Origin of the sequence: Aeromonas sp. 9A, from assembly GCF_963900955.1 — a bacterium.
Classification (GTDB): Bacteria; Pseudomonadota; Gammaproteobacteria; order Enterobacterales; family Aeromonadaceae; genus Aeromonas; species Aeromonas salmonicida.
This window is the reverse complement of sequence record NZ_CAWRFG010000001.1, coordinates 976,275-998,287: the sequence shown is the minus strand read 5'-3', so window position 1 is coordinate 998,287 and position 22,013 is coordinate 976,275. Positions and strand designations below refer to the sequence as shown.

20 protein-coding genes and 5 tRNA genes are annotated in these 22,013 nt (G+C 57.9%); 11 read left to right on the top strand and 14 right to left on the bottom strand.

Going from position 1 to position 22,013, the window contains the following annotated elements; genetic code table 11:
- Positions 1 to 71 precede the first annotated feature (71 nt).
- Positions 72 to 1,577 (bottom strand): histidine-type phosphatase, encoded by a 1,506-nt coding sequence (locus tag AACX78_RS04940; RefSeq protein WP_407704531.1) that lies wholly within the window; start codon positions 1,575 to 1,577, stop codon positions 72 to 74.
- Between the two features lie 466 nt (positions 1,578 to 2,043).
- Here AACX78_RS04940 and AACX78_RS04935 point away from each other — a divergent pair, with 466 nt between their 5' ends.
- Positions 2,044 to 2,376, top strand: a complete 333-nt coding sequence (locus AACX78_RS04935; RefSeq protein ID WP_017412399.1) for a hypothetical protein — start codon at positions 2,044 to 2,046, stop codon at positions 2,374 to 2,376.
- A 91-nt stretch (positions 2,377 to 2,467) separates the two neighbouring features.
- On the opposite strand, the gene nhaC is transcribed toward AACX78_RS04935, so the two are convergent.
- A complete protein-coding gene (gene nhaC, locus AACX78_RS04930) occupies positions 2,468 to 3,877 on the bottom strand; it encodes a Na+/H+ antiporter NhaC (RefSeq protein ID WP_159165552.1) in 1,410 nt (469 codons plus the stop codon).
- Positions 3,878 to 4,178: 301 nt separating this feature from the next.
- On the opposite strand from nhaC, the gene AACX78_RS04925 reads away from it, so the two are divergent.
- The gene (locus AACX78_RS04925; protein WP_005314021.1) at positions 4,179 to 4,388 is read left to right on the top strand and encodes a hypothetical protein; all 210 of its coding nucleotides are present in this window, start codon (positions 4,179 to 4,181) and stop codon (positions 4,386 to 4,388) included.
- Here AACX78_RS04925 and AACX78_RS04920 read toward each other — a convergent pair.
- The 9 genes from AACX78_RS04920 to rsmC all read right to left on the bottom strand — a co-directional run bounded on the left by AACX78_RS04920 (position 4,383) and on the right by rsmC (position 9,368).
- Positions 4,383 to 4,655 (bottom strand): late competence development ComFB family protein, encoded by a 273-nt coding sequence (locus tag AACX78_RS04920; RefSeq protein ID WP_170946462.1) that lies wholly within the window; start codon positions 4,653 to 4,655, stop codon positions 4,383 to 4,385. The genes AACX78_RS04925 and AACX78_RS04920 overlap by 6 nt on opposite strands.
- A 109-nt stretch (positions 4,656 to 4,764) precedes the next feature.
- Positions 4,765 to 4,850, bottom strand: a tRNA-Leu gene (locus AACX78_RS04915).
- Positions 4,851 to 4,921: 71 nt separating this feature from the next.
- Positions 4,922 to 5,007 (bottom strand) — tRNA-Leu (locus tag AACX78_RS04910).
- Between the two features lie 44 nt (positions 5,008 to 5,051).
- A tRNA-Leu gene (locus tag AACX78_RS04905) sits at positions 5,052 to 5,137 on the bottom strand.
- Positions 5,138 to 5,181: 44 nt separating this feature from the next.
- A tRNA-Leu gene (locus AACX78_RS04900) sits at positions 5,182 to 5,267 on the bottom strand.
- A 53-nt stretch (positions 5,268 to 5,320) separates the two neighbouring features.
- Positions 5,321 to 5,406 (bottom strand) — tRNA-Leu (locus AACX78_RS04895).
- Between the two features lie 116 nt (positions 5,407 to 5,522).
- On the bottom strand, positions 5,523 to 6,983 hold the full coding sequence (gene glgA / locus AACX78_RS04890) for a glycogen synthase GlgA (protein ID WP_113721519.1): 1,461 nt from the start codon (positions 6,981 to 6,983) through the stop codon (positions 5,523 to 5,525).
- Complete coding sequence (glgC, locus tag AACX78_RS04885) at positions 6,973 to 8,232, bottom strand: glucose-1-phosphate adenylyltransferase (RefSeq protein WP_265342334.1); 1,260 nt, start codon at positions 8,230 to 8,232, stop codon at positions 6,973 to 6,975. Before glgC ends, glgA begins: the two co-directional genes overlap by 11 nt.
- A 107-nt stretch (positions 8,233 to 8,339) precedes the next feature.
- Positions 8,340 to 9,368 carry a 16S rRNA (guanine(1207)-N(2))-methyltransferase RsmC gene (gene rsmC / locus AACX78_RS04880; RefSeq protein ID WP_159165550.1) on the bottom strand — a complete coding sequence of 343 codons (1,029 nt, stop codon included), beginning with the start codon at positions 9,366 to 9,368 and terminating at the stop codon, positions 8,340 to 8,342.
- A gap of 279 nt (positions 9,369 to 9,647) precedes the next feature.
- On the opposite strand from rsmC, the gene dapA reads away from it, so the two are divergent.
- The 4 genes from dapA to AACX78_RS04860 all read left to right on the top strand — a co-directional run bounded on the left by dapA (position 9,648) and on the right by AACX78_RS04860 (position 14,019).
- The gene (gene dapA / locus AACX78_RS04875; RefSeq protein ID WP_159165549.1) at positions 9,648 to 10,520 is read left to right on the top strand and encodes a 4-hydroxy-tetrahydrodipicolinate synthase; all 873 of its coding nucleotides are present in this window, start codon (positions 9,648 to 9,650) and stop codon (positions 10,518 to 10,520) included.
- 94 nt (positions 10,521 to 10,614) lie between these two features.
- Positions 10,615 to 12,255 carry a GGDEF domain-containing protein gene (locus AACX78_RS04870; protein WP_159165548.1) on the top strand — a complete coding sequence of 547 codons (1,641 nt, stop codon included), beginning with the start codon at positions 10,615 to 10,617 and terminating at the stop codon, positions 12,253 to 12,255.
- 4 nt (positions 12,256 to 12,259) lie between these two features.
- Positions 12,260 to 13,363: an EAL and HDOD domain-containing protein gene (locus AACX78_RS04865; protein ID WP_159165547.1), complete on the top strand. Its 1,104-nt coding sequence runs from the start codon at positions 12,260 to 12,262 to the stop codon at positions 13,361 to 13,363.
- 65 nt (positions 13,364 to 13,428) lie between these two features.
- Entirely contained in the window at positions 13,429 to 14,019 is a 591-nt protein-coding gene (locus AACX78_RS04860) for an HAD family hydrolase (RefSeq protein WP_201302783.1), read from the top strand.
- A gap of 134 nt (positions 14,020 to 14,153) precedes the next feature.
- Here AACX78_RS04860 and hfq read toward each other — a convergent pair whose 3' ends face one another.
- The gene (gene hfq, locus AACX78_RS04855; protein ID WP_005313994.1) at positions 14,154 to 14,513 is read right to left on the bottom strand and encodes an RNA chaperone Hfq; all 360 of its coding nucleotides are present in this window, start codon (positions 14,511 to 14,513) and stop codon (positions 14,154 to 14,156) included.
- A 175-nt stretch (positions 14,514 to 14,688) separates the two neighbouring features.
- Here hfq and AACX78_RS04850 point away from each other — a divergent pair, with 175 nt between their 5' ends.
- From AACX78_RS04850 to AACX78_RS04840, 3 genes are read left to right on the top strand one after another with little or no spacing between them, the layout of a single operon-like run.
- Positions 14,689 to 15,966 (top strand): paraquat-inducible protein A, encoded by a 1,278-nt coding sequence (locus AACX78_RS04850; RefSeq protein WP_159165545.1) that lies wholly within the window; start codon positions 14,689 to 14,691, stop codon positions 15,964 to 15,966.
- Positions 15,959 to 17,605, top strand: coding sequence for an intermembrane transport protein PqiB (gene pqiB / locus AACX78_RS04845; protein ID WP_159165544.1), 1,647 nt, complete (start codon positions 15,959 to 15,961; stop codon positions 17,603 to 17,605). Before AACX78_RS04850 ends, pqiB begins: the two co-directional genes overlap by 8 nt.
- Positions 17,605 to 18,192 (top strand): PqiC family protein, encoded by a 588-nt coding sequence (locus AACX78_RS04840; RefSeq protein WP_159165543.1) that lies wholly within the window; start codon positions 17,605 to 17,607, stop codon positions 18,190 to 18,192. Before pqiB ends, AACX78_RS04840 begins: the two co-directional genes overlap by 1 nt.
- Positions 18,193 to 18,267: 75 nt before the next feature.
- Here AACX78_RS04840 and ompA read toward each other — a convergent pair whose 3' ends face one another.
- A complete protein-coding gene (gene ompA / locus AACX78_RS04835; protein ID WP_159165542.1) occupies positions 18,268 to 19,299 on the bottom strand; it encodes a porin OmpA in 1,032 nt (343 codons plus the stop codon).
- A 233-nt stretch (positions 19,300 to 19,532) separates the two neighbouring features.
- On the opposite strand from ompA, the gene AACX78_RS04830 reads away from it, so the two are divergent.
- Positions 19,533 to 20,267 (top strand): substrate-binding periplasmic protein, encoded by a 735-nt coding sequence (locus AACX78_RS04830; protein WP_201302782.1) that lies wholly within the window; start codon positions 19,533 to 19,535, stop codon positions 20,265 to 20,267.
- 59 nt (positions 20,268 to 20,326) lie between these two features.
- Here AACX78_RS04830 and AACX78_RS04825 read toward each other — a convergent pair whose 3' ends face one another.
- Entirely contained in the window at positions 20,327 to 21,334 is a 1,008-nt protein-coding gene (locus AACX78_RS04825; protein ID WP_159165541.1) for an SGNH/GDSL hydrolase family protein, read from the bottom strand.
- 239 nt (positions 21,335 to 21,573) lie between these two features.
- On the opposite strand from AACX78_RS04825, the gene AACX78_RS04820 reads away from it, so the two are divergent.
- Positions 21,574 to 21,954 carry a YgiW/YdeI family stress tolerance OB fold protein gene (locus AACX78_RS04820; protein ID WP_005313975.1) on the top strand — a complete coding sequence of 127 codons (381 nt, stop codon included), beginning with the start codon at positions 21,574 to 21,576 and terminating at the stop codon, positions 21,952 to 21,954.
- The last annotated feature ends 59 nt before the right edge of the window (positions 21,955 to 22,013 follow it).

Genomic DNA, 22,013 nt, shown 5'->3' with positions numbered 1-22,013 from the left:
GGCTCGTTCCCTTGCCGCTGAAATAAAAAGCAAGGGCGTGCCTTTGGTCTGTGCCTGTTGGCGTGACGGATTTAGCCACCGTATTGATAACAGCGTTTAAGCTCGCTGAAGTCATAGAAGAAACTGTCGGCCTTGATGGGCTCGCAGCCCGCCTTGAAGGCGAGCTCTTTCTCGTTGTAGAGCATCTTGACCAGCACCCGGCCTGCGTCGTTGCGGTAAGCATCCCATTGGATATTGGCCGTATAGGGCGAAACCCAGCCGCCGCGCCATTCGTTGTTCTCCTGACTGTAGAGAACTCCTTCCTGGGCACCTTGTTGGCTCCCTTCCAGCCTCATCAGCGCTGCCAGTGGAATGATGGCCTCTGCATGGGCAAAGCGCAGCGTAGCGATCCGCTCGCTGGCATTCTCCACCACCTGATGTTGTACCTCCTTGAACATGCCATCCAGCAGGGCCTGAGCGATATCATAGGTCGCACTCTGACTGGCAAAGCTTGGGCCCTTCTCATAAAAATCTTCCGCATCAGAGAGATAGGAAAACCAGGTCGACTCTTCTGGCGTGAGGTACTGCTCCAGATCCCAAGGGGCGCCCTGGGCCTCGGCTTCGCGGATCATGCCCGGGCCTATGATGAAGAGGTTGTAGAGCATCAGGGCCGCATCCACTTCATCGCGTACATAGGTCTTGCCGCCATCCTCAGGGTTGATGGCCACGAACTCGACGCCACCTGCCAGATAATCGACAAAGGCCTTGCTGTAGATACGCTCAAGCATGGTGCGCGCCATGGCCCTGGTCTTGTCCAGTACCTTGAGATCGTTGAGAGCCTTGCTGAGTGCTGGATTGGACGCTATGCCGGCCTCCTCGTCCCCAACGAAAGCCTGGTATGCCTGGAAGGCGGGCAGGTACTTGAGATAATCCCCTTCCGGTTCCGTCTTGTGAAAGTAGAGTTCGAACTTGTTGCGTAACCCCTTGTCGATGACAGAGGGATCATCCTGGCTGATGTAGCACTGGGCGTCATCGTTCACATAGTCGACCCGCTTGGCCAGGCTCTGCATGAAGTAAAAGGCGCTCTCGTTGGCCCTGTCTTTGCCCGAGGTCTCGACCCGGATGCAGCCGGGAGTCGCGCTCTTGCCTAGCAGGGTCGGTAGCCGTTCGGCCAGGTGGGTGGCGAGCGTCGCATGTTCTTCCTTGCCTATGACAGTGAGCAGGCCATAGCCGAGTTGCTGGTTGGCTGCTGTGACCGCATCCACTTTGGCGCCCAATCCCTGCCCCAGTTCAGTGAGGGCACCCTGCCGGTAGGCGGCATCCCAGACCTGCTTGGTGAGTACATCGTATTTGGGGCTGGACAGGGATCGGGAGCCATGCCGAGCCACCAGTTCAGTAAAGACGGGGTCGAATCCCGCCGGAGCCGCTTCATAGCTGGCCGCATCCTGGCGGGCTGCGTAGACAGCTTTGGTGCTGTACTGATAGTCGATACCGGGGTTGGCATCAGGAGTGGTGTCGTTGTCTGAGTTGCAACCGGCCAACAGCGTCATTGTCAGGCTGGCAGAGAGGGCGATGGTGAGAGAAGAGAGGCGAAACATAGGCATCCTTGAACCATATTGAAAATGAGGCTGCACATTAAGCGCTGCATATGACAGCCCGGTGTCAGCAGCAGGTTTGAGTGCCCAAGCCTGAGCAAATACATGCGATATGGAAGGCTATCTGGTGATTACCCCTTGCCATCCCGTTCCCCACCCCTCTGCTGAAAAGGAAGAACGGGAGCCTGTTTACTATGTCGGGTCCTCCTTTCTTGTTACCTTCATATTTTTTGAACATCTAGGCCAGTTTATCTCGCTAACAAGTGTGGGGGGATATGTTTAATATTCACTCAACGCTTAGGCAGGAACGCCAGGTGGCCAAATAACAGCTCTTCATGGGCGATGACACCAGAAATCAGAGTGTCAGACGTCGGTGAAAGAACTACATACTATTTGAATAACCTCTTGCAAGGATGCATTGATTCAGGCCGAACCGGCCTTGGCAATGACACAAAAACCAAGAGAGTGAATGAACATGAAAAACGTAATCAAGATGCTGGCCGTTGCAGGCCTGATGACTGCCGGTTTTGCTCAGGCTTCCGTTCCCGCTGACTTCAACGCTGCACCGGGCGTGCTGTTTGTGAACTGGCATGCAACCGCCGCTGTGGATGGCAAAACCAACCCCATGCTGGAAGTGCGTAACGAGTCCGGGGATGTGGTGGCTTCCGTTCACGCCAATCTGATGGGCACCCAGCAGGTACGTATTCCGAGCCGCACTCAGGGCAACCTGACCGTGAGTCTGGGTGAGCAGAGCAGCGACTACCGCATCCCGTTCGGCATCGGCAGCGGCAAGCAGCGCTAAGCCGAGCCACATCAGCCGCGGTTTCTACCCCTGAAAACTGTCCAGACACAACAAAGGCGCCCTGAGGCGCCTTTGTTGTTTGCTGTGTGGATCAGCGGGAGCTGGCCGCTTCGATGACGGGAACCCGGTTCACCGCCTTGCCCAGATAGGCGAGGGTGATGGTCACTATGATGCAGGTGAAGCTGAGCCACATGTAGGGCAGGTAGTCGAGGGTCGCCACCCCCAGTACCCCGGCCATGAAGATGCCGTTGTCGCTCCAGGGCACCATGCCGCAGGTGAGGGTACCGCCGAACTCGGCGTTGCGGGAGAGGTTCTTGCGTGCCAGTCCCAGCCGGTCGTAGTTCTTGGCCATGATCTTGGGAGTCAGGATCAGTGACACATACATGGCCGAACCAAATACGTTGGCCAGGAAGGCTGTCCCTATGGTGTGGCTGGTCAGGCTGCCGACACTGTTGATGCGCTTCTCGCAGGCATTGGCGATCACTTCCAGAATACCTACCTTCTCCAGCAGGCCACCAAAGCCCAGACCGAAGATGATGACGGCGACCGAACCCAGCATGGATTCCATGCCGCCGCGCCCCAGTATGTTGTCGATAAAGCCGATGCCTGAGGTAATGGGGAAGGGGCTGTAGGCGGAATGCATCGCCTTGACCGGATCCATGTCCTGGAACGCTATGGCCCAGACAAGCCCCAGCAGGGCGCCGAAACTGATCACCGGGAAGGCGGGTTTGCGGTTGGCGAGCAGACCCAGTACCAGTACGACCGGCACTATGGCCAGCGGGGTGATGTTGAACTGGTTGTCGAGCGCCTCCATCACCAGATTGACCTGCTCCAGGCTGACGTTGCCCGAATACTGCATGCCGACCACGGTAAACAGTACGGCCGTAATGATGTAGGAGAGCAGGCTGATAGGCAGCATCCCCTTGATGTGTTCTACCACGTCGACATTGGACATGGTGGAGGCCAGTACCACTGAGTCGGAGAGGGGGGAGAGCTTGTCACCGAAGTAGACGCCGGAGAGCACGGCACCCGCCACCAGTGGCGCAGGGACGCCAAGACTGTGGCCTATCCCCATCATGGCGATGCCGGCGGTGGCGGCAGAGCCCCAGGAGGTACCGGTGGCCAGCGAGGTGAGGGAGCAGATGATCAGCGTTGCCAGCAGGAAGATGGACGGGTGTATTACCTTGAGGCCGAAGTAGATGATGCTGGGGACTATACCGCCCGCGATCCAGGTGCCGACCAGGGCGCCGACGGAGACCAGGATCAGGATAGCCCCCATCCCTTTGGAAACACCGTCAACGGCAGCTTGCTCCAGGGATTTGTAATCATGACCCAGCTTGATGCCGAGCCCCATGATGACGAACCAGGCGATGAACAGTGCCAACTGAATTGGCAGATCCAGCACGCTGGTGAACGAGAATGCCAGGGCCAGGAAAATGGCCAGACAGCCAAATACCTGCAACATGCCCGGTAATCGAATTTGGTTTTGCTGGTGTTGCATAGATGCTCCCTAAACTCTTGCTCGCCAAAGTCGGTCCCTCTCGTCCTGTGGATACCTGTATCCCGAGGGGCCAACCCAAAAGAGGCCGCAATCTACCACAAACCTGAGGGGGCAAATCCAAACTGATTTAGCAAAAATGCAATTTTGATTGAAAAAATTACAAATTAGTTGATCTAATAACCTGTATTTGAGCGCTCTATTGGCCCGAATGTGACATTCGACACAGATAGCAAAGTCCGATTGCATACTGATAAAATACAAATGATAATCGTTATCAAGTAATGCAAGAGGATATATCACCATGATCTGGATCGTGAGAGTCGTGCTGCTGGTCGGACTGCTGGCCGTGCTGGGCTGGGGTCAGGAAAAGGAGTACGGCATCTGGAGTCTGGGTTTTGTGCTGGCTGCCTGGGTCATGCTGGAACCCAGGCTGAGACCTGTCCTGATACTACTGCCGGTGGCCGGGATGACAGGCATAGCGGCTTTGCTCTGGCAGCAACCCTGGTTATGACTGGGCTGGGGGGGCGTTCTTGACCTTCTCTTGCGCCTGTTTGAGCGATGCGATGACGTTGTTTTCCATCTCGGTACGCTTGGCGTCGGTCAGGAAGTAGATCATGTCGACATCGTGGCGAATATAGTGGGAAGGCAGCTGGTTCAGGGTCAGGCAGCAGAGATCGGCCATTTGCTCGCTGTTCAGTTTCTGATTCAGCCCCTGCTTTTCGATCTCCTTGAGCACCAGATGTTCATAGAAGTTGTGAATATCGGTATCCAGTATCATATGCGCTCCTTGGCATGACGATGGGCGGTAAGTTGTCAAAAGCATAGTCATAACAAGGAGTAAAAACAAAAGGCCCATCACTCTCGTGATGGGCCTTTTATATAAGGAATGGTGCGAAGAGAGGGACTCGAACCCTCACATCCGTGGGACACTAACACCTGAAGCTAGCGCGTCTACCAATTCCGCCACCTTCGCACACTGATTTTCTCCAGCTGGTTTTTAAATGCGGTTGGAACGCATTGCTCTGTTTTTACATGTCAGAATCATGGTGCGAAGAGAGGGACTCGAACCCTCACACCCGGGGGGCACTAACACCTGAAGCTAGCGCGTCTACCAATTCCGCCACCTTCGCACATTGTGTTACCAGTTTTGATTTACATGCTGTCTGGAGAAGCATGGTGCGAAGAGAGGGACTCGAACCCTCACATCCGTGGGACACTAACACCTGAAGCTAGCGCGTCTACCAATTCCGCCACCTTCGCACATTGTGTTACCAGTTTTGATTTACATGCTGTCTGGAGAAGCATGGTGCGAAGAGAGGGACTCGAACCCTCACACCCGGGGGGCACTAACACCTGAAGCTAGCGCGTCTACCAATTCCGCCACCTTCGCACATTCGGGTTTTCCAGTTGGATTTACATGCTGCTGAATCAGCATGGCAGTATTGGTGCGAAGAGAGGGACTCGAACCCTCACATCCGTGGGACACTAACACCTGAAGCTAGCGCGTCTACCAATTCCGCCACCTTCGCATCACTGCGGTGGGGGATTCTATAGAGTTTTGGATGAGCGTCAACAGCCAAAGGGGACTTTTTTCGCTGTTGACGTTCAAAGCGGCATCAAGGGCACAAAAGTTCAGCAATGAGCATCACTGCCGGGCCAGTGCATCCTGATACATCTGCTCGTATTGAGTGACCGAATCCGGCCAGTTGAAGCGGGTATTCATGGCATTGCGCTGTACCTGAGCAAATCGCTCGGGATCCTGCAGGTAATAGAGCAGGCTGCGGCGCATGGCATCGAGCAGGATATTGGCGGTTGGATCGTTGAAGCAGAAGCCGGTGGCATGCTCAGGTTCCGCATCCCAGTCCACGACGGTGTCCTTGAGGCCACCGACGGCCCGTACCAGCGGCAAGGTGCCGTAGGCGAGGCTGTACATCTGGTTGAGGCCGCAAGGCTCGAACAGAGAGGGCATCAGGAAGAAGTCGGCGCCCGCTTCCACCAGATGGGCCAGTCTGTCGTCATAGGTGTTGAGGAAGGCGAGCTTGTCCGGGTATCGCTGTGCCGTGGCCTGCAACTGGGCGGCGAGGGAGGGATCACCCGACCCCACTATCACCACCTGCACCTTGTGATGCAGGAACTTGTCCAGCACGGGTAGCAGCAGGTGTACCCCTTTCTGCTCTGTCAGGCGGCACACCATGCCGTAGATGGGCAAGTCCGTGACCGGCAGGCCTGCTTCCCGCTGCAGCGTCTGTTTGCAGACCCGTTTCCCAGCGAGGTTGTCCACGTCATAGGTGGCGGGCAGGAAGTCGTCAAATGCCGGATCCCAATCCTTATAGTCACAGCCATTGAGAATGCCGCGCAAGTCGGCAGCCCGCTGCTGGAAGATATTGGCCATGCCGTGGGCGCCCAGGTGGGTCAGCAATTCACTGGCATAGTTGGGACTGACTGCATTGATTTTGTCGGCATAGAGCACACCGCATTTGAGCAGATTGACGTGACCATAGTCGTAGCTGATGCGCTGTTCATAGTCAGCAATTTCGGGCATGGCCCAGAACTGCTCCCGACCGAATACCCCCTGAAAGGCCGCATTGTGAATGCTGATCACGCTGCGGGTGTGCTGGAAGAAGGGGTTGTGAGCATGGCGGGTCTTGAGCAGCAGCGGCAGCAGACCGGTATGCCAGTCGTTGCAGTGCACTATCTCGGGGGCGAAGTCCAGCTGCTCGCAGGCATGCAGGGCAGCTGCCGAGAAGAAGGCGAACCGCTCACCGTTGTCGCCATAGGCCTGGTTGTTCTCGGCGTAGAGCTGGGGTCGATCGAAATACTGCGGGCAGTCGATCAGGTAGACACAGACCCCTTCCAGCTCCATCTGATAGATGCGATAGCCGATGTCCGGCAGTCCCGGATGGGTTGGCAACCAGCGAGAGGCGATCAGTCTGGCCTCATCACGGCGCTTGATCGTCTTGTAGAAGGGCAAGATGATCCTGACGTCATGGCCCTTCTGGGCCAGATACAATGGCAGGGCTCTGGCTACATCTGCCAGGCCCCCGGTCTTCACAAGCCCCTCAACTTCCGAGGCAACAAACAGGATTTTCAGTGGGTTAATAGCCAACTCTTGCTCCCTTAGGTACCACGACGATACCGCCTTCGGATACGGTAAATCTCTCTCTGTCATGGTCCAGATTTTCACCGATCACGGTGTCGGGTGCAATTTCAACGTTCTTGTCAATGATGGCGCGCCTGATGGAGCAACCTTCGCCTATCTTCACATCTCCGAGCAACACTGACTCGCTGATGTGGCTGCAAGGGCCTATGTTGCAGCGAAATCCCAGTATGGAGCGCTGGATCTGGCTGCCCTGAATGAAGCAACCGCCGGAGATCAGGGAGTTGGCAATCTTGACCTTGCAGTCATCGGTATCGACGAAGGTGGCCGGTGGCAAGGGCGGATAGTGAGTATGCAGTGGCCACTTGCGGTTATAGAGGGAGAAGGGGGCATCGTCGGCGACCAGGTCCATGTGTGCCTGCCAATAAGAGTCAAGCGTGCCCACATCGCGCCAGTAGACGGTGGGTTTCTCGCCAGGGATCACGTTGGTGCTGTAGTCATAGACATAGACGGGGGCGCGGGGGAACATGCTGGGAATGATGTTCTTGCCAAAATCGTGGCTGGAGTTCTCCTCGGCGGCATCACGCTTCAGCTCGCGATAAAGCGCTTCGGTTTCGAAGATGTAGTTGCCCATGGAAACCAGCGCCTGTGTGGGGTCGCCAGGAATGTGCTTGGGATGTTTGGGCTTTTCTTCGAAGCCGATCATGCGGCCTTCCTGATCCACTTCTATCACCCCGAAGGCGCTCGCCTCCTCGATGGGCATGCGCAGGGCGGCGACGGTCAGGGCGGCGGCCTTCTGTTTGTGGAAGGTCACCATCTGGCTCACGTCCATCTTGTAGATGTGGTCGGAGCCGAAGATGCAGACGTGCTCCGGGTCCGAGATCTCGATGAAACGCAGGTTCTGATAGATGGCGTCGGCTGTGCCGTCATACCAGCGTTTTCCCATTCGCATCTGGGCTGGAATAGGGTCGATGAAGCGGTCCGTGATGCCGACTATGTTCCAGCCCTTCTTCATGTGCAGATAGAGGGACTGGGACTTGAATTGGGTCAAGACGTAGATGCGCAGGAAGTCCGCGTTGACGAAGTTGTTGAGGACGAAATCGATCAGTCGATAACTGCCACCGAACGGGACAGAGGGCTTGCTGCGGGTGGTGGTAAGCGGCTGGAGACGGGTTCCTTCTCCGCCCGCCAGTATCATGGTGAGTATGCCTGCCATCGTATTTCTCTCCCTGAGTTGATGATGTGAAAAGGTTTTCAGATCACTGCAAAAAAACACCCCTAAAGGGGTGGTTTGCGGTGTGGCAATTACCTTATCAGATCCCGGATGGGGCTCACTACCTGTTTCCGGTGACTGGTTACACTTATTTACACTTTGCTCAGATAGACCTTGAATTTGGCATCGCTGCTGATTATGTCGGTCTGTTTGAAGTGCGTTTCCAGTATAGGTTGATATCGCAGGAAGGCGTTGGCGACTATGGTCAGGCCACCATTCGCCGACAGGTATTCAGGTGCCTTGGCGAGGAAGGTTTCGGTGGCCGCATAGAAGGTCTTGAGGCCGGCGTGGAAGGGGGGGTTGGAGACGATGTGGTCAAACTTTCCGCTGATGTCGGAATAGACGTCGGAGGCCTGGACCTGCCCCTGCAAACCATTGATGGCCAGGGTGCGGCGGCTCGACTCCAGAGCAAGGGCGCTGATATCCACCATCTTGACCTCCAGCCCCAGATTGCGTTTGGCCAGCACAGATCCAATGACGCCGGCACCACAGCCAAAATCGAGCAAGTTGCCGCCCATGGGAGGCAGACTGGCCAGCAGCATCTGGCTGCCCGGATCCAGCTCGTCTGCACTGAATACGCCGGGCAGCGCCAGCACCGTCAGCTCGGTATCACCGGCTTTGCACTCATAACGGCTGAACCAGGCATCCAATTCGAACGGGATAACCGGCTTGCTGAGTTCGCCGTGATAGAGAGAGCAGCGGCGGGCCGAGTCGCGCTTGACTGGCTTGTTGCCATAGGCGGCCAGCAGCTTGTCAGCGCCATTGATGCCGCCGCGGTTGTCACCGGCCAGAAACAGGTCTGCACCCGCCTCCAGCAAGGGGGTCATCATGGCCAGCAGGTATTGGGCCTCTGCCTTGGCCTTGGGCATCAGCAGCAGCAGGGCATCGAAACGGGGGGCACCGCCCAGTTGGTGGTCGAACAGGATAGCGTCCCCCAACGTTGCCTGCTGGCTGCGGTAGTAGCAATAATCCGTGGTAAACACAGTCAGGGAACTGGCCAGCTCAGCCAGCTGGCGGGGATAGTCATCCTCCAGGGTGCCGCAGACAAGTAGCCGCTTGCCGACAAAGAGGGCTTGGTTTCGTTCCAGCATCTGGCTGACGGCACTGATAGGGCTGCTCATCGGGTCTCTCCACGCAATTTTGGGCGGCCATTATACATAGCCCCTTTCGCCTTGACATTTATGCCGTGTTCCCGAAATATGCCCAGACACCATTTTTTGACCAGAGATGATGAAATGCGGTCCAACGAGTTGAAACGAAAGCACAAAAAAAGCCTGACATTCGGGCCTGCCGACGTTCGCGCGTAACCTCTCATCCCTGAGAAGATTCAACCCCGGTTGCGCAACCCGTACCGGGGTTTTTTATTAGTATTTTTACCGTATCCAGGAGAAGGAAATCCCATGTTTCAAGGTTCGATAGTTGCCCTGATCACCCCATTTCGACAGGGCCAGCTGGATGAGGCCGCACTGGCCCGCCTGGTGGAGTGGCAAATAGAGCAGGGCACCCACGGCATAGTGCCGGTCGGTACGACGGGCGAGAGTCCGACCCTGACCCACGACGAGCATTGCCGCGTGGTGGAGTTGGTGGTCAAGCAGGTAGCCGGCCGGGTGCCGGTGATCGCCGGGGCCGGTTCCAACAACCCGGTCGAGGCCATTGAATATACCCGTCATGCCGAGCAGGCGGGGGCCGATGCCACCCTGCACGTGGCCGGTTATTACAACCGTCCCAATCAGGAGGGACTCTATCACCACTTCAAGGCGGTACACGACGCCACCAGCAAGCCCATCATCGTCTACAACATTCCGCCGCGCGCCATCGTTGACGTGCAACCTGCCACCCTGGCCCGTCTGGCCGAACTGCCGCGCATCGCCGGCGTGAAAGATGCCACCGGTGACCTGGCTCGTCCCTGGACCGAGCGTCAGCTCATCAAGAAGCCGTTTGCCTGGCTCTCAGGTGAAGATGCTACCGCAGTGGCTTACAACATAGGTGGCGGGCAAGGCTGTATCTCTGTTACCGCCAACGTGGCGCCCAGACTGGTGGCCGAGGTGCAAAACCTGACCCTGGCCGGCAAGTGGCAGGAAGCGCGTGAACTGCAGGACAAACTCATCCCGCTGCATCAGGCCATGTTTGCCGAGCCGAGTCCGGCAGGTGCCAAGTATGCGGTCTCCCTGCTGGGCTTTTGCAGCGAAGAGTGCCGCCTGCCGGTGATGCCGTTGTCCGAGGCGACTCGCGAGCGCATCCGTAGTGCGATGCAGGCATTGAATTTGTTATAAAAAGTGGGCTCTGGATCGCGCTTTTGACTGCCTAGTCAATTAATGTGCAATGTTTGCCGATATACTCGCTTGGATACAACCAAGGATGGCAGGCATGCAGGAATGGGATCCAGAGCACTTCACCAGTTTTGAACACCTCTGTGAAGTGACACTGGCAGCAGTCAGGGAAAAGACAGAAGCCGAACAGATTTACCTCTGGTTGCGGGCGCCCGAGTCCCAACTTTACAGTTTTCAACTGGAGCAGGGGCTGATCTGCCTGAATGCAGAGGCCCTGGCGCCCGCCAAACTCCCCATCATCTTCATCGAACATGCGCTCGACAAGGGTCAGCTGGTGGTGGAGAAGACAGCCCCGACCGCCGATGTCTGGGAAACCGTCGAACCGGAAACGCCGCGCCTGCGCGCCTGCTTCCCGCTCAAGCGCCACAAGGGGCTGGAGGCAGTGGTCTATCTGGAGACCCGCCGCCGTCTCGATCGCCTCTCCCGACGCCAGCAGCAGAGTATCCAGTTGCTGATGCACTACCTGGCCGCCGAGCTGGAGAGTCGGTTGCTCGCCAGCCAGATCGATCAGGAGCGGGATCAACGCAGACACACCCAGGCCGACCTCATCCGCAGCCAGGCGTTGCAGGACTCCTTCCTCAGCATGTTGCAGGCGCTCCATCAGGTGGGGGTCAAGCTTTCCCGCTGCGATAGCGAGCAGCAGCTGCTGCACGATGCGGTGGCGCTGGCGCGTCAGGATCTGCAGTTTGATCGCATCGCCATCTTCCTGGTCGACGCCGAGTTCAAGACCATGCACGGAACCTGGGGCACCAACGAGGCGGGTGAGCTCATCGACGAGCACCACTTCGTCAGCCCCATCCCGGAGCACCCCACTGTGCAGGAGGCGCTGCGTCGCAAGGATTATGTGCTGGTGCTGGAAGATGCGCCGCTCTACTACGAGAAGCAGGAGGTGGGTCGCGGCTGGAATGCCATGGTTTCGCTGTGGGACGGTGACATGCCCATCGGCTGGATCGCTGCCGACAACCTGTTGTGGCGTCGGCCACTCAAGGCCTACCAGAGCGAGATCTTCAAGCAGTACGCCGCCATGCTCTCCCAGCTGTTGATCCGCCAACGCACCCAGGCCGCGCTGGAGCATTTCAACCGGGAACTGGAGCTGAGGGTCAGCGAGCGCACCATGCAGCTGGCTGAAACCAACCGGGCACTGGAGGAGGCCAACAAACGACTGTCCATGCTGTCGCTGGAAGACCCCTTGACCGGCATTGCCAACCGTCGCCACTGGGATCTCACCATGCAACGGGAGTGGGAGTGGGCCCGTCGTCATCAGAGCTTGCTGGCGGTGTTGATGATCGATGTGGATGAGTTCAAGTCCTATAACGATCACTTCGGTCATGCCAAGGGAGACCTGTGTCTGCAACAGGTGGCCAGCCTGCTGCAGGAGGCGGAGCGACGACGCACCAATCTGGTGGCGCGCTACGGCGGGGAGGAGTTCGTGATCCTGCTGTGCGGTCCGCAGCCTGGTGAAGCCGAGCGGTTGGCCGAACAGATTCACCAGGGGCTGAGTGAATTAAAGATCCCGCATCCGGCTTCCCGAGTTGCTGATTTCATTACGGTTAGCATAGGCTTTAGCTATCTGGTTCCCTCGCTGGATGGAACATGGCAGAGCTTGACCGAACAGGCCGATCAGGCGCTCTATCATGCCAAGTCGCAGGGGAGGGCGTGTACGCTAGCCTATCGGTGAGCCCATGTTGTTACGTCGCTATCCCATCTTCAATCGTCGTCTCGCCCTCGTTGCCTATGGCATGGACTATCAGCTTGCCGACCCCGCCGAATGGACTCTTCTCGCAGCGCAATGCCGTCTGCTGGCCCAGGGGCGTCAATACTTGTTGCCCTTCAGCCATGAACAGCTCGATGAGCAACGTCCCTTGCTGTTTGATCCGGATACCATTCCGCTGGTCGAGGCATCTGCCGAGCGCCTGCCCGCCTCGTTTCCCGTATTGACCCAGTGGCGTGACTACCGGCGGCGTCTGGCCGTGCACTGCGCCCAGCGCGAACCACGTTGGCTCAACGCCTGCCGTCTGCTGGTGTTCTGGATGGGAGAGGAGGGGATCAGCCAGCCGACCGAGCACAAGCGAATGGCTCTGGACATCGAGACCTGGGGGGATTTTTTGCCGCTCAAGGAGGCCGGGGTCGATTTCTTCGCCGGTGGTTTTCTCGCCCGTCCCGAACTGGTCAATCAGCGCGCTGCCCAGCCGGACATGAAGCTGGTGCAGGAGATACTGCAAGTCATCTGCCACGAGGAGTTCTCTTTTGCCAGGGTCGCCAGCCTGCTGGAGCAGGACGCCTGGCTGCCGGGCCAGCTGCTTACCTATGTCAATGCTCCCGGCTTTGATCACGTCAGCTCCATTACTTCTGTGCCGAGAGCCCTCTCCTATCTGGGGGAGCAGGAGATCCGCAAGTTCGTCCTCATCTACGGGCTGGCGCGGGTCAGCCATCACATGCCGGAAGCCTGTACCCGCATGGCCATCGCCCGTGGCCGCTTCTGCGAGCTGATTGCCATGACTGCGCTTGGCAAGGATGCCGCCAGCTGGGCTTTTCTGGTGGGATTGGTGCTGGATGGTTCACTGCTCTCTGCCCAGCTCAAGGCTCATCTGCCCAAGGATGTGCAGCGGGCGCTGGAGTTCCATGAGGGGCCACTCTTTCATCTGTTCCAACTGGTGAAAACCTACGAGCAAGGAGACTGGCCGCTGCTTGCCCAGCTGGCACCGCACTACCAGCTGGATCCTGCCAGGCTGACCCCCATCTATTTTCAGGCACAAATGTGGGGGCAAGCGTTTCTCGCCACCTAGGTCATGGCGATGAGGAGTGGCTCTGGCTAGAATGGAGACCCATTTTCAGACACAGATCCTGCACCATGACCCTATCCGGATTTCAAGGCCTGGTATTTGACCTCGATGGCACCTTGGTGGACTCAATGCCGCTGCATCTTGCCGCCTGGGAACACACTTCCCGTGAGTTTGGCTTTCGCTTCGATGCTGACTGGTTCTATGAGCTGGGCGGCATGCCGAGTCGAAAAATTGCCCTGCTGGTTGCCGAGCAGCAGCAGATCGCCCTGGATCCCGTGGTCGTGACCCGTTGCAAGACAGAGCACTATGTGGCCAATCTGCACAAGGTGGCCGTCTTTCCGGCCATGCTGGAACTGGTTGAGCGTTATCACGGCCAGATCCCCATGGGGATAGGCACAGGGTCGCCGCGTATAAATGCCGAGGCTGTGCTGCGCAATACCGGACTGGATCGCTACTTCTCCGTGGTGGTGACCGCTGACGATGTGGAGTTGCACAAGCCCCATCCAGATACTTTCCTGCTGGTAGCGAGTCGTTTAGCACTCGACCCGACGACCTGTCTGGTATTCGAGGATACGGGAATTGGTGTGCAGGCCGGTCAGGCTGCCGGGATGCAGACCTGCATGGTCAGGGATGGCAAGCCGGTCGACTTGCAGTACTGAAGAGAAAGCGGTGAGGGAGAGACACGAGGGCCAAGCATAGAGTCCATTCTCATACGGGACAGACATAATCAATGAGAATGGACTCGGTCATCCTTTGACGCAGCAATGGTCTCGGAGTGATTCAGGCAAGCCAGTTACTGCTCGCTGCTGCCGCCCTGATTGTCGTCGTAACGACTCGGGGCTCCGTGGGGGCGCGGCGCCATGGAGACGCGTGGCTTGCGGGCGCGCTGTATGCTGACCTGGGGACGGCCGGAATGCATGGCGATGGTGGAGATCTTGGCCTTGTAGACCAGCTGCTGGTTACCATGGGCATCGGTCAACAGTACGCTGTACTGGTCGAAGCCGCTGATGGTTCCTTCCAGCTTGATGCCGCTCACCAGGAAGATGGCGACCTGACTGCGATTTTTACGCAACCAGTTGAGGGCAGAATCTTGCCCGTTCCCGAGGGAGAAGGCTTGCTCAATCGTGGAGTAGCTTGGGGATTCAGTTGTCATAAATTATTGTCCCGCGGAAAAAAGTGGCGTTTGATTGTGCTAAATGGCTACTGGCTTGTCAAAGTCATTCTCACGCCCATCCCGTATGGTGTAACGACAGTACTGGTCGGCGGGGGCCGCGGCTGTAATAATTGGCGCCTCTGGCCCGTGGCGGGCCTCATCTTGGGGTTTCATCTTGCATCCGGTTTCAAACCTACACAAACCCACCTATACCCACGACGCGACCGCATGTGAAGAGTGTGACCTGCTGGTACCGGCCACAGTGCTGGCCGTGGGGGAGAAGAGCAGCTGTCCGCGCTGTGGCCATGTCCTGAGCGTCCATCTGCCGGAGCAGGAACGCAGGCCCATCTCCTATGGCTTTGCGGCCATCATCATGTTTGTACTCTCCAACGCCTTCACCTTTATGTCCTTCTCGGCCAAAGGGATAGGGCAGGAGATGACGTTTCTGCAGTGCATCACCACTCTGGTGGATCAGGGCTACCTGTTTCTTGGGGCTGTGCTGAGTTTGACTCTTATCGGCCTGCCGCTGGTCTATGTGGGCTCCATCATGCTGGTGCTGTGGCGGGTCGACAAGGATCTGCACAGCAATTCCCTGCGTGCGCTAGGCCGTTTGCTTTGCCGGATAAAACCCTGGCTGATGGTGGATGTGTTCCTCATCGGGGTGCTCATTTCGCTGGTAAAACTGATGGGGATGGCTGACATCAAGATGGGGCTGTCGTTCTGGGCCTTCGTCGGATACACGGTACTGCTCATCAAGACGATCTCGTCGCTGGATCGCATGTGGCTGTGGCAGCGGCTGTTCGGGCCGACCGAACCCCGCGAGCTGGATGCTGATGCCGAGGCCAGCGCCATGGCATCCGGGCTGGTGGGGTGCCACATCTGCGGCGCTCTTGGCGAGGTGGGGGAGCACAGCTGCAAGCGTTGCGGTGAGCACCTGCACTGCCGCAAGCCGGGTGGCATCAACCGGACCTGGGCCCTGCTCTTCACCTCGGTGATCCTCTACGTGCCAGCCAACCTCTATCCCATCATGGATACCGTCTTCCTCGGGGATGACAGCCCTTCCACTATCATGGGCGGCGTGGTTTTGTTGTGGGCCATGGGGTCTTACCCCATAGCTGCAGTGATCTTCATCGCCAGCGTTGTGGTGCCGCTGGTGAAAATCCTGGCGCTGCTGTGGCTTTGCTATATGGTACAGCGCGGCCACGGGGCCTCGCCCCTTGGCAAGCTCAAGCTCTATCGCATGACTGAATTTGTGGGACGCTGGTCGATGATCGACGTCTTCGTGGTGGCCATATTGGCGGGCCTGATCCGGCTCGACAACCTGATGACCGTCTATCCGGGCCCTGCAGCCGTTGCATTTGCGGGTGTGGTGTTGATCACCATGGTGGCCGCCATGAGTTTCGACTCCCGCCTGATCTGGGATTTACAACAAGGAGAGCGCGAACGTGAGTGAGCGTAAGAAAAGGTGGAAACCCGGCTCTGATTTTTTGAGCTCGGCCGCCGCAATCTGGATGGTGCCGCTGCTGGCGCTGTTCATCGGGGTCTGGATGCTGTTCCAGCATTGGTATTCGCAAGGTCCCAGCTTCACCCTGACAGTGGCTACCGCCGAAGGGATAGTGGCGGGCAAGACGGTGATCCGCTCCCGCGAGGTGGAAGTGGGTCGTATCGAGGCAGTGGAGCTCAGTGAGGATTACAGCCATGCGGTGCTGAAGGCTCGCCTGACCAACGCTGCTGCCGGCATGCTCAAGAAAGACAGTCAATTCTGGGTGGTCAAGCCCAGGGTTGGGCGGGAAGGGGTCTCCGGTCTTAGCACTCTGCTCTCCGGTGCCTATATCGAGCTGGCGCCTGGCAGAAAGGGCAAGCCTCTTGACGAATACGCCATGCTGGACAAGCCGCCACTGGCCTCCCAGGATGCCAAGGGGCTGCGGCTCTCCCTGAGCAGCCGGGATACCCGTGCGCTCGGGGTGGGGTCGCCCATCAACTATCAGGGCTTTACCATAGGCCAGGTGGAAGAGGCGAAATTCCTGCCCGAGAAGAGCGAGATGCAGTACCAGATCTTCATCAACACCCCCTATGACGTGCTGGTGAGCGCCAACACCCGCTTCTGGATGACCCCAGGTTTCGAGGTTTCCATGAGCAGCGAGGGGATGAAGGTGAAGATGGATTCTCTGGAGAGTCTGCTCGACGGTGGCATCACAATGGGGTTGCCGCCCGGCTGGGCCCCCGGTGAGCCGGTCAAGCAGATGGATGGTTTCACACTCTTCCAGGATGAAGCTAGTGTGCTTGCCGGTAGTCTGGATCAGTTCATCGATTACGTGTTTCTGTTTGAAGACAGTGTCGGTGGCCTGCATCCGGGGGCTGCGGTGGAATATCGCGGCATCCGGGTCGGCACCGTCATCTCGGCCCCCTACCTCATTGACGAGAAAGGGGTACAGATGTTCCAAAGCCGACAGATACCGGTACTGGCGCGCATCGAGGTGCAGCGGCTCTCTCACCGCTATGCCAATGCTGAGAAGGAGCAGTGGCGTGCCCTGTTCGGCAAGCAGTTCAAGGAAGGGTTGCGGGCGACGCTCAAGACCTCCAGCCTGCTGACCGGGGGCAAGGTGGTGGATCTGAACTTCTATCCGGATGCACCCAAGTATCAGGCCGTCAAGCTGGCCGGCTATCAGGTGTTCCCGACCGTTCAGGCCGGGTTGGATCAGATCGAGCGCAAGGTGAACCAGATCCTCGACAAGTTCGTCGACATGGACACGGCCAAGACGCTGGCGCAGGTCAACAGCACCCTGGCCACGCTGGATCAGACCCTCAAGAGCATCAGGGCCGTGAGTTCCAATCTGAACAAGTTTACCGGTCAGCGCTCGACCCAGCAGTTGCCGGCGTCCCTGAACGACAGCCTGAAGCAGCTGCAGAGCACGTTGCAAGAGTACGATGCCAACTCCCAGACCAATCAGGATCTGCGCCAGTCGGTACAGTCGCTCAATCAGCTGATGCGTGAGTTGCAGCCTCTGGTGCATTCACTCAACGAACAACCGAGTTCGTTGATCTTTGATCGCGCCCGTCCCCGTGATCCTGAGCCCAAGCGAGGTCAATGATGAAAAAACAGATACTGACGCTGGCCTTGCTGGCCTTGCTGGCCTTGCTGGGCCTGCTGGCGGGTTGCAGTTCGGCCCCGACGGCGCTGCACTACTACTCTCTCGATGCCGAGGCACAGCCGGCGGCTGCGGTGACGGCGCAACCCCAGCATCAGCTGGTGTTGCGTCCGGTTGCGCTGTCGGGCCAGCTGGACAGGGTCAGTCTGGTCTATCAGCTGGAAGGCAATGAGCTGCACTTCGCCGAGTATCATCGCTGGGCAGGCTTCCTCGATGCCCAGCTCAATCAGCTGACCCTGAGTGGCTTGTCCAACCGTCTGCCCGGCTGGGTGGTGCGCCAGGACGGTGCCCGCAAGGGGCCTGTCCTGAGCATCTCGGTCGAACGTTTCCAGGGGCGCCACGATGGACGTGCCGTGCTGAGCGGCCGCTGGCGCTTGTTGACGGAAGAGGGCTCAGTCTTGCGTGATGTTCCCTTCCAGCAGGTGCGAGTGCTGCCAGCCGACGGCTATGGTTCCCTGGTCAGCGAGCTGGGGCAAGGCTGGCAACAGCTGCTTGACCAGATTGCGGCAGAGGTGCGCAAAGGCGCCTGAGTCTGACGTGAATGAAAACGGGAGGCCGAGGCCTCCCGTTTTTTATCGTGGCGCCACCAGAGTGGCGTCATGAGACTATTGCTGAACTTCCGATACTCCCTCCACCTTGACCTCGACCCGGCGATCCGGAGCCAGGCAGACGATCAGCTCATGCTTGGATTTGCTGGTGCAGCTGTCGCCGGTGACAGGGGACCCTTTGCCACGCCCCTCCACGTTGACCTTGCCCGCTGGCAGGCCTTTGCCGACCAGATAGTCGGCGACCGTCTGGGCACGTTGCTCCGAGAGCCGCTGGTTATAGGCATCCGAGCCGATGCGGTCGGTATAGCCGATCACGGTAGCGACGCCATCCGTGGGCCGGGCTGCCTCAATCTCACCGTAGAGGGTATCCAGCGCCTGCCCGCCTTCCGGTTTGAGGGTCGCCTTGTTGAAGTCAAACAGTACGTCCGAGCTCAGGGTGAATTGCTTCTCGACCATGACGGGCTCCGGGGCCGGTGTAGGCGCCGGGGCTGCTACCACAGGGGCGACTTGGCCGAAGCGATAAACCACGGCGACGGCCAGCAGACCATTGTCCATGCGCAAACCCGTATCTTCGCGGTCGCCGTATGGCGAGCTGTATTGGTATTCGAGGCGGGCGGCCCAATCCAGATTAAAGGCGTATTCTGCGCCGAGTGCCCCGACGAAGTTGAATCGCCCGTCGTTATCCAGCTTGTCACTGCTGGCCCAACCGTATCCGCCGCCAAGGCGACCGTATAGGTCCAGATTCTCTGCCACCGGGAAGCCGAGTTTGAGGGTAAGCTGAGCCAGTTGAGCCTCTACTTTATCATTGAAGGCCGCGCCGCTACGGGTACCGCTGTACTTGTAGTTGCCCAAGTAGTCGTAACCCAGCTCGATCCCCAGATTCTGGTTTATCTGATAACCGGCGAAAGCACCGGCGCCCACTTCATCGTTGTCTTCATCGAGCAGGGTGGTGGTGTTGTTTTCATCGACACCGTAGAAATTGGACCAACCCAATTTGGCGCCGCCATACCAGGTGTTGTCTTGTCCGGCTGCGTGGGCGTTGGCCGCAAGCAAGCCTGAAACCAGTAAGGTAATCAGTGATTTATTCATGTTGAGCCTCTGCAATTGCATGTTGGGTGAGGGGGGATCTTGTGTCGCCTCTCCTCTATGGGTCGGGGCTTGTAGCACAGCCACAACAGATTAACAGTAGTCCCTTTCCTCAGGTTCTCAAGCAACTGATATAAAACATATTGTGATTATTATTCCCACAGCCGGTTGGCGTGATTTGATCTCTGGAGCGGGGCAGCAATAGTTAAGCGAGGCAGGATCACACCGAGGTGGAGATGAACGGCAAATGGATATGGCTGTGCTGGTCGCTGTGGTTGGCCCCTGGTTGGGCCGTCGAAACCTTGCATGTGGTGACCGAGGATTATGCGCCTTACAACTATCTGGAGGAGGCCGAGATCAAGGGGCTGGGCACAGAAGTGGTGGAGGCCATGCTGGAGGAGGCGGGGTTTGAGTACAATCTGGATATCTACCCCTGGGCGAGAGCCATTTCACTGGCTCGCAGTCGGCCCAATGTGCTTATTTACAGCATCAGTCGCTTCCCCGAGCGTGAGGCGCAATTTCAGTGGATAGGGGTGATCGCTAAGATCAACTTTTATGTGTTTGCCCTGGCCAAGCGTGACGACATAAAGCCATTCAGCGAGTTGTCGCAGGCGCGAACCTGGTCCATCGGCACTGTGCGCAATGATGCGCTGGAGCAGTATCTGATGGGGCGCAATTTTTCCAACCTGCAGCGCAACAACAATAACGAGGCCAATATGTTGAAGCTGTTGATGGGGCGGATAGACCTCTGGCCCGTGTCGCAGGAGTCGGCAAATTACTATGTGCGTCAGGCGGGCTACGATCCCAGCACCCTCAAGATAGTGCACGACATTGAGGACTTTACCGGAGGAGAACTCTATGTGGCGGCGAGCCTGGAGACGGCGCCGGAGGTCATCAAGCGGCTGCAGGAGGCGCTGGCCACCATCAGGCAGAACGGCATCTATGACGGTATCGTGAAACGTTACCGTTGAGCCAATAGGGGAGCGAAGGAGCAAAAAGAAGGGGCCGACCATGTGTCGGCCCCTTGTCATCAGTGGGCGAGGAACTCGTACTGGTTCTCGATGAAGGTGGCGGCGCGCTCGCTCAGGGCTGCGTGCACGACAGTGGTCGGGTGGACCTGATCCCAGAACATCTTGCCCTCACAGTTGAGGGGGCTGGTGCTGCGGCGGGCCATAGGACTGGCAACGGCCTGTGCCAGCAGCGGGTTGCCGGCGATGGCGAGGCGTTCCTGCGGACTGAAGGCGGAGAGCTGGCGGTCGGTGCTGGCGCTGCGGGTGGCAAACGGCTTCCACATATAGCCGCCGTCGTAGCAGGGGTTCTCGACGTCGCTCAGGCCGAAATTCTGCGGATCACGCAGCATCTCGGCAAATTGCTTGTCGATCTCGAACAGCTTTACCATGCCGGTGGGGGCCAGCTGGCGTGCCAGGTTCAGCAGCAGCTGGTTGTGATAGGCGGAGACATGGCTGACCGCCTCGACCACCTTCTGACTGCGGGCTGACGGGTTCTGGCCCAGATCCGGCAGGTTGAACAGCAGTATCTGCTTGGCACCGTTCAGTACCATGCGGTTGGCCGCATCGCTGATGGCATCGCGAACCCGCTTGGCATCCTGCTCCGTATTCCAGCCATAGGCCAGATAGTCGTTGGCACCGACCCAGAGGATCACCAGATCGTCCGGCTTGAAGCTGTCTTTCTGCAAGAACTGGGTGACCTCGTAGTCCAGGTTGTTGATGACCTGATACTTGGGATTCCAGGAGATCTTGTTGTAAGCCACGGCAGTTGCACCGCCTTCCGCTTCGTTGGCTATGGTCAGCCCCGGGAACTGTTTGGTCAGCTGCTCCAGCCAGACGGGTCCGTTGGAGAAGCGGCCCTCATAGTAGGGCGGGCTGGAGGGGAGGTAACCGCGCATCTTGCTGTACATTTTGCCAGTATCGGAGAGGCTGTCGCCGAACATCACGATCCGGGAGAAGGCGGGGCGAGTGTCGGCTGCCTGAACTGTCAGCGCGATCAGCCCCAATAAACACACAAACCATTTTTTCATCTTGTTGTTCTCATTGATGTGAAGCAGGTGGTGCCTGCAGGCTTTTCCTCGATAGGGCAAGCTGGGCTGGGAACCCTTTTTGCCATTTTACAGCGTAACCAGCCGAATTAAATTTCGCAGCATGTGGGGTTGATTAAATCGATTACGGTCACATGTCCTTCACCCAGATGGGGAGGCTTCACGTTTGTTTCACGCACCAGGCCTCACACTCATCTCGTACCCAATCACAGGAGCATGAAATGAACAAGGCAAGCGTAATCGGTCTGTTGACCCTGATGTCCATCTCTTCTTTCACCATGGCGGCCTTCACAGGTCCGCAGGAGCAGAACAAGGTATCCGTTGCCCAGTTGAAGGATCTGGCCGATGACAGCTGGGCGACCCTGGAGGGTAACCTGGTCAAACACCTGGGCGGCGAGAACTATATGTTCCGCGATGCCAGTGGCGAAGTGGAAGTGGAAGTGGATCAGGATGTGTGGCGTGGCACCGAAGTGGGCCCGGACGATCTGATCCGTATCCGTGGTGAAGTGGACCACAGCTGGAACAAGACCGAAGTGGAAGTGGAGAGCCTGGAGAAGGTAGGCGCCACACCGCAGAGCAAGGGCGGGTTTATCGCCAAGTAAGGCACAACCGCAGCACAGGTCATATGTAAAAAGGGCGCCTCCAAAGAGGCGCCCTTCTG

What these genes read in the sequence shown, in the direction of transcription:
- AACX78_RS04820 (WP_005313975.1), top strand. Translation starts at nt 21,574, where the DNA reads ATGAACAAGGCAAGCGTAATCGGTCTGTTGACCCTGATGTCCATCTCT.
- hfq (WP_005313994.1), bottom strand. Translation starts at nt 14,513, where the DNA reads ATGACAACTGAATCCCCAAGCTACTCCACGATTGAGCAAGCCTTCTCC.
- AACX78_RS04860 (WP_201302783.1), top strand. Translation starts at nt 13,429, where the DNA reads ATGACCCTATCCGGATTTCAAGGCCTGGTATTTGACCTCGATGGCACC.
- AACX78_RS04940 (WP_407704531.1), bottom strand. Translation starts at nt 1,577, where the DNA reads ATGTTTCGCCTCTCTTCTCTCACCATCGCCCTCTCTGCCAGCCTGACA.
- AACX78_RS04935 (WP_017412399.1), top strand. Translation starts at nt 2,044, where the DNA reads ATGAACATGAAAAACGTAATCAAGATGCTGGCCGTTGCAGGCCTGATG.
- rsmC (WP_159165550.1), bottom strand. Translation starts at nt 9,368, where the DNA reads ATGAGCAGCCCTATCAGTGCCGTCAGCCAGATGCTGGAACGAAACCAA.
- AACX78_RS04840 (WP_159165543.1), top strand. Translation starts at nt 17,605, where the DNA reads ATGAAAAAACAGATACTGACGCTGGCCTTGCTGGCCTTGCTGGCCTTG.
- dapA (WP_159165549.1), top strand. Translation starts at nt 9,648, where the DNA reads ATGTTTCAAGGTTCGATAGTTGCCCTGATCACCCCATTTCGACAGGGC.
- nhaC (WP_159165552.1), bottom strand. Translation starts at nt 3,877, where the DNA reads ATGCAACACCAGCAAAACCAAATTCGATTACCGGGCATGTTGCAGGTA.
- AACX78_RS04825 (WP_159165541.1), bottom strand. Translation starts at nt 21,334, where the DNA reads ATGAAAAAATGGTTTGTGTGTTTATTGGGGCTGATCGCGCTGACAGTT.
- AACX78_RS04925 (WP_005314021.1), top strand. Translation starts at nt 4,179, where the DNA reads ATGATCTGGATCGTGAGAGTCGTGCTGCTGGTCGGACTGCTGGCCGTG.
- AACX78_RS04865 (WP_159165547.1), top strand. Translation starts at nt 12,260, where the DNA reads ATGTTGTTACGTCGCTATCCCATCTTCAATCGTCGTCTCGCCCTCGTT.
- AACX78_RS04870 (WP_159165548.1), top strand. Translation starts at nt 10,615, where the DNA reads ATGCAGGAATGGGATCCAGAGCACTTCACCAGTTTTGAACACCTCTGT.
- ompA (WP_159165542.1), bottom strand. Translation starts at nt 19,299, where the DNA reads ATGAATAAATCACTGATTACCTTACTGGTTTCAGGCTTGCTTGCGGCC.
- AACX78_RS04830 (WP_201302782.1), top strand. Translation starts at nt 19,533, where the DNA reads ATGAACGGCAAATGGATATGGCTGTGCTGGTCGCTGTGGTTGGCCCCT.
- AACX78_RS04920 (WP_170946462.1), bottom strand. Translation starts at nt 4,655, where the DNA reads ATGATACTGGATACCGATATTCACAACTTCTATGAACATCTGGTGCTC.